Below are 14,860 nucleotides of genomic sequence, written 5' to 3' on the forward strand. Positions count from 1 at the left end.
GCGACGATGGCGTACTACCGGCAGGTCGGCGAGGTCCCGCGGCAGCGGCACACGCAGCTGCGCGACGGCGACGGGCGGCTCCGCCGCGAGGAGCTGATGGGCGAGGAGGGGTTCTCCTCGGACTCCTCGCTGCTCTACCACCGGGGGGTGCCCTCGGCGATCGTCGCCGCCGACGTCTGGGAGCTGCCCGACCAGTCTCGGGTGCCCAACCACCCGCTCCGGCCGCGGCACCTGCGCCTGCACGCCCTGGAGACCGGCCCGGACGCGGTCGCCGACCGGCGGCTGGTGCTCGGCAACCACGACGTCCGGATCGGGTACGTCGTCACCGGCGTCGCGCCCTCGGCGTACTACCGCAACGCGGTCGGCGACGAGTGCGTGTTCGTGGAGTCCGGCACCGGCGTCGTCGAGACCCCGTTCGGGACGGTGCCCTACCGGGCCGGCGACTACGTCGTGGTGCCGCGCGCCACGACCCACCGCTGGGTGCCCGCGGAGGCCTCGCGGCTCTACGCGATCGAGGCGAGCAGCCACGTCGCGCCCCCGAAGCGGTACCTCTCCCGCTACGGCCAGCTGCTCGAGCACGCGCCGTACTCCGAGCGCGACCTGCACGGCCCGACCGCGCCGCTGCTGGTCGAGGGCACGGACGTCGAGGTGCTGGTCAAGCACCGCACCAGCGCGGGCATCGTCGGCACCCGGATGGTGCACGCGACCCACCCCTTCGACGTGGTCGGCTGGGACGGCTGCCTCTACCCGTACACGCTGAACATCGAGGACTACATGCCGATCACCGGCAAGGTGCACCAGCCGCCGCCGGTGCACCAGGTCTTCGAGGGGCACGGCTTCGTGATCTGCAACTTCCTGCCGCGCAAGGTCGACTACCACCCGCTGGCGATCCCGGTGCCGTACTACCACTCCAACGTCGACAGCGACGAGGTGATGTTCTACGTCGCCGGCGACTACGAGGCCCGCAAGGGCTCCGGCATCGGCGTCGGCTCGATCTCCCTGCACCCGGGCGGGCACGCGCACGGCCCGCAGCCGGAGGCGATCGAGGCCTCGCTGGGCGCGGAATCGTTCGAGGAGACCGCGGTCATGGTGGACACCTTCGCGCCGCTCGAGCTCGGCGAGGCCGGCCGCGCCGTCGAGGACCCGGCGTACGCCTGGAGCTGGGCCGGCCGGTCGGTCAGTCGGCCACCGGCTGCCCACTGAGCACCTTGTAGGTGTAGGCCTGCCCGATGAGCACGACCGGGAGGATCACGATCCAGCCCACGAGGCAGAGCAGGAGCCCGAGGAGCATCAGGGCAAAGCTGACGACGTACCAGATCAGCGTCGGGCCCAGGTTGGTCCGGGCCAGGTGGACGCTGGCCTTGATCGCCTGCCACGGGCCCAGGCCCTTGTCGAGGACGAAGTAGAGGGTGTACTGGCTGGCGATGCTGAAGGCGATGCCCGGCAGGAGGCACAGCAGGAACCCCACGGTCGACAGGATCCCGGTGAGGATCGAGGCGACGATGACCTGGGGCAGCCGGTGCGGCGAGAAGACCGTGGCGAGCGTGAACGCCCTGCCCTCGGTGAGGTCCAGGGACGCGCGGATCACCCCGGCCCCGACGATCTGCCCCACCACGAACGACAGGGCGCTGAACAGCAGGGAGACCAGGTTCGCGAGGCTGAGGAACCCGCCGCAGTCGGTGTCCCCGGAGCCGCTGCAGCCCATGGCGTCGCGCACGAGGTAGCCCACCCCCTGGACGATCGCGACCGTCACGGCGACCGCGATCACGGCGAGGATCACCGTCCCCAGGTTCGCGCGGAACTTCGCCCACCCGTAGCGCAGGGCGTCTCCCAGCTCCCACCGGGGGACCACCGCCGGTGCCCCCGGTGGGTGTCCCTCGGGCGGTCCGTAGGTCGACATCGGGGGGCTCCTTCGCGCCGGTGCGCTCGGTGGCGGTCTCCCGTGACGCTAGGCGTGGCGCCCCCGGTCCGCCCAGGGTCCGTCGTCCCGAGGTCGGCAGGGATGGTGCTCTGGCGCGATCGCTGCTCGAGCACTAAGGGGCCCTGTGGAGAACCCCGCCGAGTCGGCGCACATGTGCGCCGACTCGGCGGGGTCCGGGGTGCAGCTGTGGAGAAGGGGGTGGGTCAGGGGGCGACCTGCTGGGACGTGAGCACCTTGTAGGTGTACGCCGTGCCGATCAGCACGAGCGGGTAGGTCACCAGGGCGCCGACGCCGCAGGCGATCGCGCCGGCGCTGCCCACGATCCCGCCGACCAGGTACCAGACGAACGTGGTGCCGAGGTTGTCCTTGACCAGCACGACGCTCGCCTTGATCGCCTCCATCGGCGCCATGCCCTTGTCGATGACGAAGTAGAGCGCGTAGCTGGTCGCGAAGGCGACCGCGATGCCGGGCAGGTAGCAGAGCAGGATGCCGACGAAGGTCAGGCCGGCGATGATCAGGCTGGTGAGGAGCACGGAGCCGAGGTTGTCGAGCTTGAAGACCTCGGCGGCCCGGAACGGCTTCCCCTCGGTGATGCCCAGCGCGCCGCGGATCAGGCCGGCGCCGACGACCAGGCTGGCCAGGATCACCAGGGCGGCGGTGATCGCGGCGACGACCAGGCCGAGCACCAGACCCGTGCCGCCGGTGCAGTCACGCGTCATCGTCTGGGTGTTGTAGGTGCACTCCTCCGGGCTGGTGAGCAGCGCGGCGAGCCCGATCCCGACGGCGGCCATCACGCCGATCGCGAGGAACAGCGCGACCGCGGCCAGGATGATCTGGCCGGCGTTCTCCTGGAACTTCTTCCAGCCGTACGCGAACGCGGCCCCGAGGTCCCACGCCTGCGGGCCGGTCGGCGGGGCGCCGTACCCACCGAGCGGGGGCGGGGGCGCGCCGTACCCACCGGGCGGGGGCGGCGGGGCGCCGTACCCACCGGGCGGCGGGGGCGGGTTCTGCGGGAAGGGCGGCTCGTGCGTCGACATGGGTCTCCTCGTTCGTGCGGCCTCGGCGCCGCGGGTGGTCAGCAAGGTAGTGGTCGCCCGGGGCCGAGGGAACGAGGCGCTCACGGCGGGTGGCCGCGCGTGTCCCGAGACCCGATGATGGTGGGGTGAACAGCTCGGTGGAGGTGCTCGAGCCTCGCGACGTCCCGCTCGGCGGCCCGCGGTCGATGGGGGTGCGCCGGACCCTGCCGCAGCGCGACCGGTCCCTGATCGGCGCCTGGTGCTTCCTGGACCACTACGGTCCCGACGACGTCGGGGTCACCGGCGGGATGCGGGTCGCGCCGCACCCGCACACGGGGCTGCAGACGGTGAGCTGGCTGTTCACCGGCGAGATCGAGCACCGCGACAGCGCCGGCAACCACGCGATGGTGCGCCCCGGCGAGGTCAACCTGATGACCGCGGGCCGGGGGATCAGCCACTCCGAGGTCTCGACCGCGGCCACCACGACCCTGCACGGCGCGCAGCTGTGGGTCGCGCTGCCGGACGCCGACCGGCACACCGACCCCGGGTTCGTGCACCACGTGCCGGAGCCGGTCACCGGTCCGGGGTACGAGGCGCGGGTCTTCGTGGGGTCGCTGCTCGGCGACACCTCGCCGGTGCCGACGTTCACCCCGCTGCTCGGCGTGGAGCTGCTGCTCGAGGCCGGCGCGAGGGTCGACCTCGACGTCGACCCGGCGTACGAGCACGGCGTGCTGGTCGACTCCGGCACCCTCGAGGTCGACGGCAGCCCGGTCCCGGAGGCCGCGCTCGGCTACGTCCCGCCGGGCTCGGCAACGTTGTCGCTGGCCGCCGGCGACGTGCCCGCGCGGCTGCTGCTGATCGGCGGGACGCCGTTCGGGGAGCCGATCGTCATGTGGTGGAACTTCGTGGGCCGCACCCACGAGGAGGTCGCCGGCTTCCGCGAGGAGTGGCAGGCCCAGGTGCTGGACCGCGACGGAGCCCCGCGGGACCCCGACGAGGCGGGTGGGCTGCACGAGGACTCCGCAGCCGGCGAGCGGGTGGTGCCCGACGGCCAGCGGGTCCGGCCGGGACGGTTCGGGGTGGTCCTCGGCGAGCGGCTGGCGCCGATCCCCGCGCCGGTGCTGCCGAACGTCCGGCTGCGTGAGCGCCGGTGACCGGCGCCGAGGTCGGCGAGGACGGCGTCGCCCGCTGCCCGTGGGCGGGCGGCCCGGGGCTGATGCGCGACTACCACGACGCCGAGTGGGGGGTGCGGGTCCACGGCGAGTCGGCGTACCTCGAGCGGCTCACCCTGGAGGCCTTCCAGTCCGGCCTGTCCTGGTCGACGATCCTGCGCAAGCGGGAGGCGTTCCGGGAGGCGTTCCGCGGCTTCGACGCCGACGTGGTCGCGGCGTTCGACGACGACGACCGGGCGCGACTGATGGCCGACGCCGGTATCGTCCGCAACCGGCTCAAGGTGGACGCGGCGATCACCAACGCCCGGGCCACGGTCGCGCTGCGCGAGCAGGAGGGGCTGGAGGCGTTCGTGCTCTCGTTCGCCCCCGCCGACCCGCCCGCGTGGACCGACACCGCGGAGGCCGCCACCACCTCGGCGGAGTCGACCGCGCTGTCCAAGGCGCTGAAGAAGCGCGGCTTCGCCTTCGTCGGGCCGACCACGATGTACGCGCTCATGGAGGCGCTGGGCATCTTCGACCCGCACCTGGGCGGCTGCTTCCGGCGGGGTGCTGGCTGACGCGGGCTGACGTCCGGCGGGACGTCATACGAGGTGGCGGCGATAGCGACCTGTTCGTCTGACGTCCGGCGGGACGTCATGCGGGGTGGCGGCGATGGCGACCGGTTCGTATGACGTCCCGGGCCGGGAAGCGCAGGTCAGCCCAGCGCGGCGGCCGCGGCGGCGAGGCGGGTGACCCGGTCCCAGTCGCCGGCGGCGAGGGCGTCGGCGGGGGTCAGCCAGGAGCCGCCGACGCAGCCGACGTTGTCGAGGGCGAGGTACGCCGGGGCGCTGGCGGCGGTGATCCCGCCGGTGGGGCAGAAGCGCGCGGTGGGGACGACCGAGGCGATCGAGCGGAGGTACGCCGCCCCGCCGGAGGCCTCGGCGGGGAAGAACTTCAGCTCGGTGCAGCCCGCCTCGAGCGCGGCGAGCACCTCGGAGACGGTGGCGGTGCCGGGCAGGAACGGCAGCCCGGTCTCCCGCATGCCGGCGAGCAGCGCGGGCGTGAGCCCGGGGGAGACCAGGAACTGCGCGCCCGCGTCGTACGCCGCCTCCGCCTGCCGCGGGGACGTCACGGTCCCGGCGCCGACGGTGATCTCCGGGACCGAGGAGGCGATCGCGCGGATCGCGTCGAGCGCGACCGGCGTGCGCAGGGTCAGCTCGACGACCGGCACCCCGCCGGCGACCAGCGCGCGGGCGACCGGCACGGCGTGCGCGACCGAGTCCAGCACGACCACCGGCACGACCGGGGCGAGCGAGAGCACCGAGCGGACCTGCTCAGGCGTGCTGGTCAACAGGGACCTCCTCCTGGAACGGTGCGGGCACCGGGAAGACGCTGGCGCCGGCGTCGGCCGGCCCGACGGTGGCGCGGAAGACCGCGAACAGCTCGCGGCCGGTGCCGGCCCACTCCTCGCCCTGGGGCGCCCGGCCGGTGGCCTCGCGGCGGGCCAGTACGTCGGGGTCGACGTCGATGCTCAGCACGCCGGCGTCGGCGTCGACGGTGATCAGGTCGCCGTCCCGCACCCGCGCCAGCGGACCGCCGAGGGCGGCCTCCGGGGTCACGTGGATCGCGGCGGGGACCTTGCCGGACGCGCCGGACATCCGGCCGTCCGTGACGATGGCGACCCCCTGCCCCCGGTCCTGGAGGATGCCGAGGGCAGGGAGGACCTTGTGCAGCTCGGGCATGCCGTTGGCCGCGGGTCCCTGGTAGCGGACCACCGCCACCAGGTCGCGGCCGGCCAGCTCGCCCGCGCTGAAGGCGGTGAGCAGGTCGTCCTGGTGGTCGAAGACCCTCGCGGGCGCCGTGACGACGCGGTGCTCGGGGGCGACCGCCGAGGTCTTGATGACGGCCCGTCCGAGCGGGCCGTCGAGCACGCGGACCCCGCCGTCGGGCGAGAACGGCGCGGTCGCGGGGCGCAGCACGTCGAGGTCGTGGCTGACCTTGGCGCCCTCCTCCCACGAGACCTCGGTCCCGGTGAGCCGGGCCTCGGCGGTGTAGCGCCACAGCCCGTGCCCGGCGATCGTGCGGACGTCCTCGTGCAGCAGCCCGGCGCGCAGCAGCGTGTGCACGAGGAACCCGATCCCGCCGGCGGCGTGGAAGTGGTTCACGTCGGCCGCGCCGTTGGGGTAGACCCGGGCCAGCAGCGGCACGACCGCGGAGAGGTCCGCGAGGTCGTCCCAGGTGAGGTCGATCCCGGCGGCCCGGGCGATCGCCACCAGGTGCAGCGTGTGGTTGGTGGAGCCGCCGCTGGCGAGCAGCGCGACGCACGCGTTGACCACTGCCTTCTCGTCGACGAGCTCGCCGATCGGGGTGTGCTCCCCGCCCTGCCGGGTGATCGCGACGGCACGCGCGGCGGCCGCGCGGGTCAGCGCGTCCCGCAGCGGGGTGTCGGGGTTGACGAAGGAGGAGCCGGGCAGGTGCAGGCCGAGCACCTCCATGATCAGCTGGTTGGAGTTGGCGGTGCCGTAGAACGTGCACGTCCCGCGCGAGTGGTACGACGCGGACTCGGCCGCCAGCAGCTCCTCGCGCCCGGCCTTGCCCTCGGCGTACCGCTGCCGGACGCGGGCCTTCTCGCCGTTCGGCAGCCCCGAGGGCATCGGCCCCGCCGGGACGAAGACGGTCGGCAGGTGGCCGAAGGACAGCGCGCCGATCAGCAGGCCGGGCACGATCTTGTCGCACACGCCGAGCATCAGCGCGCCGTCGAACATGTCGTGGGAGAGCCCGATCGCCGTCGACATCGCGATCACGTCGCGGCTGAACAGCGAGAGCTGCATGCCGTCGCGGCCCTGGGTGATGCCGTCGCACATCGCCGGGACGCCGCCCGCGACCTGGGCGATGCCGCCGGCGCGGACGACGGCCTTCTTGAGCACCCGCGGGTAGGTCTCGAAGGGCTGGTGCGCGGAGAGCATGTCGTTGTAGCTGGTGACGATGGCCAGGTTCGGCTTCGTGCTCCCGCGCAGGGCTTCCTTCTCGGCGGGCTCGGACGCCGCGAAGCCGTGCGCGAGGTTGGCGCACGCGAGCCGGCCGCGGGCCGGGCCGCGGTCGGCGGCGGCGCGGATCCGGGCGAGGTACGCCGTCCGCGTGCGCTCGCTGCGGGCGGCGATCCGGGCGGTGACCGCCGCGACCGTGGGGTGGGGTGAGGTCATGCGTCGAGCTCCTGCCAGGTGCGGCCGTCGCGCTCCAGCAGGGCCGCGGCGGCCTGGGGACCGGCGCTGCCGGCGGGGTAGTCGAGCGGGGGCACGGGCGACTCGTCCCAGCGGCGCAGGATCGGCTCGGCCCAGGCCCACGCGGCCTCGACCTCGTCGCGGCGCATGAACAGCGTCGGGTTGCCCTTCATCACGTCCATCAGCAGCCGCTCGTAGGCGTCGGGGAGGCGCTGGCCGAAGGCCGTGGCGTAGGAGAGGTCCAGGGAGACCGGCCGCAGGCGGTAGCCCCCGGGACCCGGCTCCTTGACCGTGAGGTGCAGGCGCATGCCCTCGTCGGGCTGGACCTGGATGTGCAGCCGGTTGGCGGTGGTGACGCCCTCGGCACCGGGGAACATCGCGTGCGGCGGCCGCTTGAGCACCACCACGATCTCGGAGGCCCGCCGGTCCATCCGCTTGCCGGTGCGCAGGTAGAACGGCACCCCGGCCCAGCGCCAGTTCTGAACCTCGGTCTTGAGCGCCACGAAGGTCTCGGTGCGCGACCCGTCGCGGCCCAGGTCCTCGGCGTACGACGGCACCGGCTCGCCGTCGACCTCGCCGGCGGCGTAGCACCCGCGCACGGTGTCGCGGTCCACGATCTCGGGCGTCATCGGCCGCAGCGCCAGGAGGACCTTGAGCTTCTCGTCGCGGACGGTCTCGCGGTCGACGTACGTCGGGGGCTCCATGGCGACCAGGCAGAGCAGCTGGAGCAGGTGGTTCTGCACCATGTCGCGCAGCGCGCCGGCGGAGTCGTAGTAGCCCCCGCGGTTGCCGACGCCGAGCGACTCGGCGACGGTGATCTGCACGTGGTCGACCCAGCTGGAGTTCCACAGCGGCTCCAGGAAGGTGTTCGCGAACCGGGTGACCAGCAGGTTCTGCACGGTCTCCTTGCCGAGGTAGTGGTCGATCCGGAAGATCTGCCGCTCCTCGAAGACCCGTCCGACCGACTCGTTGACGGCGCGCGCCGAGGCCAGGTCGTGGCCGATCGGCTTCTCCATCACCACGCGCGCCTGCGGGTCGACCGCGCCGATCTCCTCGAGCCGCGCGCAGATCTCGCCGAACATGCTCGGCGCGACGGCGAGGTAGTAGACGCGCACGGTCTCGTCGTACGACGGCCGGTCCTTGAGCAGGCCGTGGAGGAGGTGCCAGCCCTCGGGGTCCTCGAAGTCGAGGCTCACGTGGTGCAGCCGGGAGAGCAGCCGCTCGACGACGTCCTCGCGCAGGTCGGCGGGGTCGACGTGCCGCTGCAGGGACGCGCGGACCTCGGCGCGGTACGCCGTGTCGTCGTACTCGCTGCGGGAGACGGCGATGATCCGGCAGTCCCGGGGGAGCTGGTCCTCGTGGTCGCGGAGGTAGAGCGCGGGGAGGAGCTTGCGGAGCGCAAGATCGCCGGTGCCTCCGAACACGGTGAAGTCACAGGTCTCGGGCATCTCCATGTCTTCCACGGTAGGACGGGTTCAGCCCTACGGCAACCACTCTTGGGCTTTTTTCAGATCAAAGAACGGGGGCTTGGGTACGGCATGGTTCAATCCGAGCCATGAGTGAGACCGCCCCCACCGGATCCTCGGCGGCCGACCTGCTCCAGCTGGTGCGCACCGGCCGGGCGACCACCCGGGCCGAGCTGCGGCGACTGACCGGGCTGTCCCGCACGGCGGTCGTCACCCGCGTCTCCGCGCTGGTCGACTCCGGGCTGCTGCTGCTCGGCGAGGAGCTGCCCTCGACCGGCGGGCGGCCGCCCGGGGCGCTGGTCTTCAACCAGGACGCCGCGGTCGTGGCCGGCGCCGCGATCGGGCGCTCGCGCAGCCAGCTCGGGATCTTCGACCTCGACGGGCGCGAGCTGGTCGGCGACACCCGCGACCACGAGGTGGGGGTCGGGCCCGACGAGCTGATGCCGGACGTCGCCGCGCGGCTGGCGCGGCTGCTGGAGGGGATCGAGCCGCCGGTCGCGGGGATCGGGCTGAGCCTGCCGGGGTCGGTCGACCCGGTCCACGGGTCGAGCGTCGACTCGCCGATCATGGGCCGCTGGGAGCGGGTCCCGCTCGCGCCGTACCTCGCCGAGGTCTGCGACGCGCCGCTGCTGCTGGCCAACGACACCGAGGCGCTCGCCCGCTCGCAGCTGTTCCCGAGCTCGGTCGTGACCGACATGCTCGTGCTCAAGGCCTCGACCGGGCTGGGCCTCGGCACCGTGTCCGGCGGCCGGATCGTCACCGGCAGCGTCGGCACCACCGGGGAGATCGGCCACACCCGGGTGCCGGACGCCGACGGGCTGGTCTGCCGGTGCGGCGCCACCGGCTGCCTCGAGACGCTCGCGGGCGGCTGGGCGCTGGTGCAGCGGATGACCCGGTCCGGGCGTCCCGTCGCCCACGTGCGCGAGCTGGTGGCCCTGGCGCTCGAGGGGGACGCGGTCGCTCGGGGGCTGCTGCGCGACGCCGGCCGCCAGGTGGGGGAGGTGCTCGCGGTCGCCGTCAACCTGCTCAACCCCCGCGCGGTCGTGATCGGCGGCGACCTCGCCGGCGCCTTCGACCTCTTCGTCGCCGGCGTCCGCGAGAGCGTCTACGCGCTCGCCACTGCCACCGCCGTGCGCGACCTCGCCTTCCTCCCCGCCGCCCACGGCGACTCCTCCGGGCTGGTCGGCTGTGCCGCCCTCGCCATCGAGCACGCCCTGCGCCCCGAGGCCGTCGACGCCCGCCTCACCGCCTGACCCCCACCCCCACCCCCACCCCGCCGTACGCCGAGTCGGCGCGAATGTCCGGGTTCTCCACAGGCGCGTGGTGGACAAGGCGAACATTCGCGCCGACTCGGCGGGGGAGGATGGGGCGGTGATTGCGGGACTGACGTGGCTGCTGGGCTGCCAGCTGGTGGGGGAGGTGGCGGTGCGGGCGACCGACGTGCCGGTGCCGGGGCCGGTGGTGGGGATGGTGCTGCTCCTCGTCGTCCTCCAGGTACGCCGCAGCGGTGACGACGCCGCGGTGGTGCGGGCCGCCGACGGGGTGCCGCGGCACCTGCAGCTGCTGTTCGTGCCGGCGGGCGCGGGTGTGGTGGGCTACCTGGGCGTGCTGCGCGCCGACGCGCTGCCGATCGGCGTCGCGCTGGTGGGCTCCTGGCGGCTCGGCCTCGCGGTGGTCGGCTGGACGGTCGCGCTCCTCAGCCGGGCGGAGGCGTGAGCACCGTCGACTGGCTGCTCGGCTCGCCGCTGTTCCCCTTGCTGCTGACGCTGCTCGCCTACCAGCTCGGTCGCGCCGTGCACGCGCGGTCGGGCGGGCACGCCCTGGCGCAGCCGGTGCTGGTCGCGGTGGTGCTCGTCGGCGCGGTGCTCCTGCTGCTCGACGCGGACGTCGGTGACTACCTCGACGGCACCGCGGCGCTCACCTTCCTGCTCGGGCCGGCCACGGTGGCGCTGGCCGTGCCGCTGCACCGCCAGGCCCACCGGCTCCGGTCGCTGCTGCTGCCGCTGGCGGTCGGCGTACCCCTCGGTGCCGTGGTCTCGGTCGGCTCGGCCGTCCTGCTGGCGCGCGCCCTCGGCGGCGACGAGCTGCTCCAGCGCACCCTCGCGCCCAAGGCCGCGACCACGCCTGTCTCGATCGCGCTCAGCGACACCGCGGGCGGCATCCCCGAGCTGACGGCGGCGCTCACCATCGTCGCCGGCATCCTCGGCGCCGTCGCCGGCCCGGCGGTGCTGACCCTGCTCCGGGTCCGCGCCCGGACCGCCCGCGGCATCGCGCTCGGCGCGGTCTCCCACGGCATCGGTACGTCGCGCGCGCTCGCCGAGGACCGCACCGAGGGCGCGTTCTCCGGGCTGTCCATGGGGCTGACCGCGCTGGCGACGAGCCTGGTGCTGCCGCTGGTCCTCGCGCTGCTGCTCTGACGGGTGCGTCCCTCGGCCCACCGTCCGGTCCGTCGGCCAGCCTCCTGACGTGTCGAAATCTGCTCAGTCCGCCTCGCAGACGCAGAGCTGGATAGCCGCGTCCCCGGTGAACGGCCGACCGGACCAGTCGCCGAAGCGCTCGACGAGTCGGAGCCCGGCCTGGGAGAGCAGCAGTGGCAGCTCCTGGGGGTAGATGCTCCGGAGCTCGAGCGGTGCGACGACGAAGTCGGGCTCGAGGTCGGTGGAGAAGTACCACGTCCCGCGGGTCACCTGCGCGGCAGCGTCGTAGGTCTCGGCGACGTCGACCCTCACGTCGCCACGGTCGGGATCGAAGAACGACAGACCGTCGCGGGGGCGTCGAACGCCGTCGGCACCGGCGAGGAGGCGCACGTCCGGGTTGAACACGTCGAAGATGAACCGCGCCCCGGGTGCCAGGTGCGCCCGCACGGACCGGAGGCAGCTCAGCAGATCGGCAGTCTCGTGCAGGTGGAGCAACGAGTTCGCTGCGATGAGCACGAGATCGAACGTTCGACCGAGGTCGAAGCGACGCATGTCACCCTGCACCCAGTCCACCGCTGTCGCACGTTCGTCGGCCTTGCCCCGAGCCTCGGCGAGCATGTCCGACGAGAGCTCCAGGCCAGTGCATGGATGCCCGTCGGAGGCGATGGGGATCAGCTTGTGCCCGGTGCCGCACCCGAGCTCCAGGACAGATCCGCCCTGCCGATCGGCCTTGGCCCGATAGAAGTCGACGGCCCGCTCGCCACCCGGGAACAGCCGGTCGTACAACCTCGCATCCGAGTAGAACCGTTCACCCATCGAGCGCGCCCTCCTAGGCCGGGACGCCGAGCCGCCGGCCCAGCCCCGCGACGATCCGCTCCCGCGCCGGGCGCGCCTCCGGCACCGGCAGCAGGGGTACGACGTGGATCCCGCCGGGCAGCTCGTGGTGCGCGACCTCGCCGAGGCCCGCGAGCCGGTCGCGCAGCAGCCGGCAGTCCGGCAGCGTGATGTCGCGGGTGCCGACCCAGGTCTCGACCGGCGGCAGCCCCGCGAGGTCGCCGAGGATCGGGCTGACCCGCGGGTCGTCGAGGGACAGGTCGCCGCGCCACGCGTCGGCGACCACCCGGAGCGCCGGCCGCGCCAGCCACGGGTCGTGCGGCTCGAGCTCGTCGACCTCGGGGTTGCGCATGCCGAGGTCCAGCCACGGGGCGATCAGCGTCAGCCCACGGACCGGCGACCGGCCGCGCGCGACCGCCAGCTGGGTGGCGGCGAGCGCCAGGCCGCCGCCGGCGGAGTCGCCGGCGAGGCAGCAGGCCCGCCCCGCGGCGTACAGCTCCTCGAGCAGCGCGGCCACCAGGCCGTGCGCCTCGGTCGCCGTGTGCTCGGGCGCCAGGCCGTAGACCGGCACCCAGACCTCGGCGTCGAGCGCCGTGGCGATCTCGGCGACCAGCGACCAGTGCTGCGCGACGATCTCGCTCACGTAGGCGCCGCCGTGCAGGTAGACCACGACCGGCGCGTCCGGGGCCGTGCCCGGCCGGGAGACCCGGTGGACGTCGAACCCGTCCACGCTCGTCGTGGTCACCCGCAGCCGCCGGGTCACCGCGCGAGGCGGCGCGGAGGGTCCCTTGGGCCGGGCGAGCAGCTGGTGCCCGCCCTCCCGGGTCCGGAACGCCCGCTTGCGCGTGGCGCGCATCAGCCCCGCCACACCCGTCAGCTGCCAGGACACCACGGCGTGAGCGTAGTTGGATGACCGGCATGACCCGCGTGCACGCCTTCTCCTCCGACGACGCCCTCGGTCACCTCGACGCGGTCGGCCTGGTCGAGGCCCTGCACGCGGGGCGGGTGTCGGTCCCGGAGGTGACCGAGGCCGCGATCGCGCGCGTGACGGCGGTCGACCCGCAGCTTGGCGCCGTCGCCGTCGCCGCCTTCGACCGGGCACGCGCCGAGGCCCGCGACCCGCGGGGCGGCTACTTCGCCGGCGTGCCCACCTTCCTCAAGGACAACGTCGACGTCCGGGGGCTGCCCACCCAGCACGGCACCGACGCGTTCGTCGGCCGCCCCCGGCCCGCCGACGGCGACGTGGCCCGGATGTTCCTCGCGACCGGGCTGGTGCCGCTGGGCAAGACCCGGCTCTCGGAGTACGGCTTCAGCGCGACCGCCGAGCACCCGCGGCTCGGGCCGGTCCGCAGCCCGTGGTCGACCGACCACGTGGCCGGCGCCTCCTCGGCGGGGTCCGCGGCCCTGGTCGCCGCGGGCGCCGTACCCCTCGCGCACGCCAACGACGGCGGCGGGTCGATCCGGATCCCCGCATCGGTCAACGGCATGGTCGGGCTCAAGCCCACCCGCGACCGGCTGGCCCAGGAGCGGCTCACCCGCGACATGCCGATCCGGATCGTCGCCGACGGCGTGGTCACCCGCTCGGTGCGCGACACCGCGGCGTTCCTGCGCGAGGCCGAGCGGGTCTACCGCGTCCCGCACCTGCCGCCGGTCGGCGACGTCACCCGCCCCGGGCGACGGCGGCTCCGCATCGCGCTGCACACGGTCGGCGTCGGTCGTGGCGCCAGCCCCGAGGTCACCGAGCTGACCCTCAAGGTCGCCGGCCGCCTTGAGGAGCTCGGCCACACCGTCGAGGAGGTCGACGCGCCGGTCGACCCCGGCTTCCCCGACGACTTCCTCCTGTACTGGGCGCTGCTGGCGACGGCGATCGTGCGCACCGGCCGCCGGCTCAACGGCCCCTCCTGGGACCCGAGCAGGCTCGACAACCTCACCCTCGGCCTGGAGCGGCACGCCCGCCGCCACCTGCACCGCATCCCGGGGGCGATCCGACGGCTCCGGCGTGCCCGGGTGGCCTCGGCCGCCTTCCACGAGACCTGGGACGTCGTCCTGACGCCGACCCTGGCGACCGAGACCCCGCGGGTCGGCCACCTGGACCCGAGCCGGTCCTACGACGTGGTGATGGAGCGGCTCCTGGACTGGGTGGCGTTCACCCCGTGGCAGAACGTGACCGGCGACCCGGCGGTCTCGCTGCCGCTCGCGATCACCGCCGCGGGGCTTCCCCAGGGGGTGATGTTCGGCGCTGCGGCGGGCCGGGAGGCGACCCTGCTGGAGCTCGCCCTGGAGCTCGAGGAGGCCTTTCCGTTCGCCCGGATCGACGCCCCGGCGCGGGGTGTCTGAGGCGATTTCTCGTTCCCGGGGACGCTGTGTATCGTTCTCCGTCGTTGCCCCTTTAGCTCAGTCGGCAGAGCGTCTCCATGGTAAGGAGAAGGTCTACGGTTCGATTCCGTAAAGGGGCTCTGGGAAGGTTTGTCCGGCGCGCTAGATTGGCCGGACCAGCCTGCCCTCGTGGCGGGGTAGCTCAGGTGGTTAGAGCACACGGCTCATAATCGTGGTGTCGCGGGTTCGAGTCCCGCCCCCGCTACTCGACCACCGAGCAGCACGCACCATCGACCTCCAAGGACTTCCCGTGGCCAGCAAGAGCTCTGACGTTCGCCCCAAGATCACTCTCGCGTGCGTTGAGTGCAAGGAGCGCAACTACATCACCAAGAAGAACCGCCGCAACGACCCCGACCGGCTCGAGCTGGCGAAGTTCTGCCCGCGGTGCCGCACCCACCAGGCGCACCGAGAGACCCGCTGACCCGGGTCCGCTCCCGCACGTCCGACGACCCCTCCGA

The 14,860-nt window shown here is 73.8% G+C and carries 15 protein-coding genes and 2 tRNA genes; 10 read left to right on the forward strand and 7 right to left on the reverse strand.

Going from position 1 to position 14,860, the window contains the following annotated elements; all coding sequences use genetic code 11:
- Window positions 1–6 precede the first annotated feature (6 nt).
- Window positions 7–1,203, forward strand: coding sequence for a homogentisate 1,2-dioxygenase (locus tag H4O22_RS03335; protein ID WP_182525661.1), 1,197 nt, complete (start codon window positions 7–9; stop codon window positions 1,201–1,203).
- On the opposite strand, the gene H4O22_RS03340 is transcribed toward H4O22_RS03335, so the two are convergent.
- The gene (locus H4O22_RS03340; protein ID WP_182525662.1) at window positions 1,178–1,900 is read right to left on the reverse strand and encodes a DUF2189 domain-containing protein; all 723 of its coding nucleotides are present in this window, start codon (window positions 1,898–1,900) and stop codon (window positions 1,178–1,180) included. The two genes, H4O22_RS03335 and H4O22_RS03340, sit on opposite strands and share 26 nt — an antisense overlap.
- Before the next feature lie 224 nt (window positions 1,901–2,124).
- Entirely contained in the window at window positions 2,125–2,958 is an 834-nt protein-coding gene (locus tag H4O22_RS03345) for a hypothetical protein (protein ID WP_182525663.1), read from the reverse strand.
- Between the two features lie 125 nt (window positions 2,959–3,083).
- Here H4O22_RS03345 and H4O22_RS03350 point away from each other — a divergent pair, with 125 nt between their 5' ends.
- Both H4O22_RS03350 and H4O22_RS03355 read left to right on the forward strand, forming a co-directional pair.
- Window positions 3,084–4,091, forward strand: a complete 1,008-nt coding sequence (locus H4O22_RS03350; RefSeq protein ID WP_244963091.1) for a pirin family protein — start codon at window positions 3,084–3,086, stop codon at window positions 4,089–4,091.
- Window positions 4,088–4,666 (forward strand): DNA-3-methyladenine glycosylase I, encoded by a 579-nt coding sequence (locus H4O22_RS03355; protein WP_182525664.1) that lies wholly within the window; start codon window positions 4,088–4,090, stop codon window positions 4,664–4,666. Before H4O22_RS03350 ends, H4O22_RS03355 begins: the two co-directional genes overlap by 4 nt.
- A gap of 137 nt (window positions 4,667–4,803) precedes the next feature.
- Here H4O22_RS03355 and eda read toward each other — a convergent pair whose 3' ends face one another.
- From eda to zwf, 3 genes are read right to left on the reverse strand one after another with little or no spacing between them, the layout of a single operon-like run.
- Window positions 4,804–5,439 (reverse strand): bifunctional 4-hydroxy-2-oxoglutarate aldolase/2-dehydro-3-deoxy-phosphogluconate aldolase, encoded by a 636-nt coding sequence (eda, locus tag H4O22_RS03360; protein WP_182525665.1) that lies wholly within the window; start codon window positions 5,437–5,439, stop codon window positions 4,804–4,806.
- Complete coding sequence (gene edd / locus H4O22_RS03365) at window positions 5,423–7,291, reverse strand: phosphogluconate dehydratase (protein ID WP_182525666.1); 1,869 nt, start codon at window positions 7,289–7,291, stop codon at window positions 5,423–5,425. The genes eda and edd overlap by 17 nt, the downstream gene beginning before the upstream one ends.
- A complete protein-coding gene (gene zwf / locus H4O22_RS03370) occupies window positions 7,288–8,763 on the reverse strand; it encodes a glucose-6-phosphate dehydrogenase (protein ID WP_182525667.1) in 1,476 nt (491 codons plus the stop codon). The genes edd and zwf overlap by 4 nt, the downstream gene beginning before the upstream one ends.
- A gap of 101 nt (window positions 8,764–8,864) precedes the next feature.
- Here zwf and H4O22_RS03375 point away from each other — a divergent pair, with 101 nt between their 5' ends.
- The 3 genes from H4O22_RS03375 (at window position 8,865) to H4O22_RS03385 (ending at window position 11,192) form a co-directional block, all read left to right on the forward strand.
- Window positions 8,865–10,028 carry an ROK family protein gene (locus tag H4O22_RS03375; protein ID WP_182525668.1) on the forward strand — a complete coding sequence of 388 codons (1,164 nt, stop codon included), beginning with the start codon at window positions 8,865–8,867 and terminating at the stop codon, window positions 10,026–10,028.
- 118 nt (window positions 10,029–10,146) lie between these two features.
- Window positions 10,147–10,491, forward strand: a complete 345-nt coding sequence (locus H4O22_RS03380) for a CidA/LrgA family protein (protein ID WP_182525669.1) — start codon at window positions 10,147–10,149, stop codon at window positions 10,489–10,491.
- Window positions 10,488–11,192: an LrgB family protein gene (locus H4O22_RS03385; RefSeq protein WP_182525670.1), complete on the forward strand. Its 705-nt coding sequence runs from the start codon at window positions 10,488–10,490 to the stop codon at window positions 11,190–11,192. Before H4O22_RS03380 ends, H4O22_RS03385 begins: the two co-directional genes overlap by 4 nt.
- A gap of 63 nt (window positions 11,193–11,255) precedes the next feature.
- Here H4O22_RS03385 and H4O22_RS03390 read toward each other — a convergent pair whose 3' ends face one another.
- Both H4O22_RS03390 and H4O22_RS03395 read right to left on the reverse strand, forming a co-directional pair.
- Complete coding sequence (locus tag H4O22_RS03390; RefSeq protein WP_182525671.1) at window positions 11,256–12,008, reverse strand: class I SAM-dependent methyltransferase; 753 nt, start codon at window positions 12,006–12,008, stop codon at window positions 11,256–11,258.
- 13 nt (window positions 12,009–12,021) lie between these two features.
- On the reverse strand, window positions 12,022–12,918 hold the full coding sequence (locus H4O22_RS03395; RefSeq protein ID WP_182525672.1) for an alpha/beta hydrolase fold domain-containing protein: 897 nt from the start codon (window positions 12,916–12,918) through the stop codon (window positions 12,022–12,024).
- 17 nt (window positions 12,919–12,935) lie between these two features.
- Between H4O22_RS03395 and H4O22_RS03400 the strand changes: the two genes are divergently transcribed.
- The 4 genes from H4O22_RS03400 (at window position 12,936) to rpmG (ending at window position 14,823) form a co-directional block, all read left to right on the forward strand.
- Window positions 12,936–14,363 (forward strand): amidase, encoded by a 1,428-nt coding sequence (locus H4O22_RS03400; protein WP_227466364.1) that lies wholly within the window; start codon window positions 12,936–12,938, stop codon window positions 14,361–14,363.
- 46 nt (window positions 14,364–14,409) lie between these two features.
- Window positions 14,410–14,482 (forward strand) — tRNA-Thr (locus H4O22_RS03405).
- A gap of 51 nt (window positions 14,483–14,533) precedes the next feature.
- Window positions 14,534–14,607: transfer RNA gene (locus tag H4O22_RS03410), tRNA-Met, on the forward strand.
- A 45-nt stretch (window positions 14,608–14,652) separates the two neighbouring features.
- Window positions 14,653–14,823 (forward strand): 50S ribosomal protein L33, encoded by a 171-nt coding sequence (gene rpmG, locus H4O22_RS03415; RefSeq protein WP_182525673.1) that lies wholly within the window; start codon window positions 14,653–14,655, stop codon window positions 14,821–14,823.
- The last annotated feature ends 37 nt before the right edge of the window (window positions 14,824–14,860 follow it).

Source organism: Nocardioides dongkuii (assembly GCF_014127485.1).
Lineage (GTDB): Bacteria > Actinomycetota > Actinomycetes > Propionibacteriales > Nocardioidaceae > Nocardioides > Nocardioides dongkuii.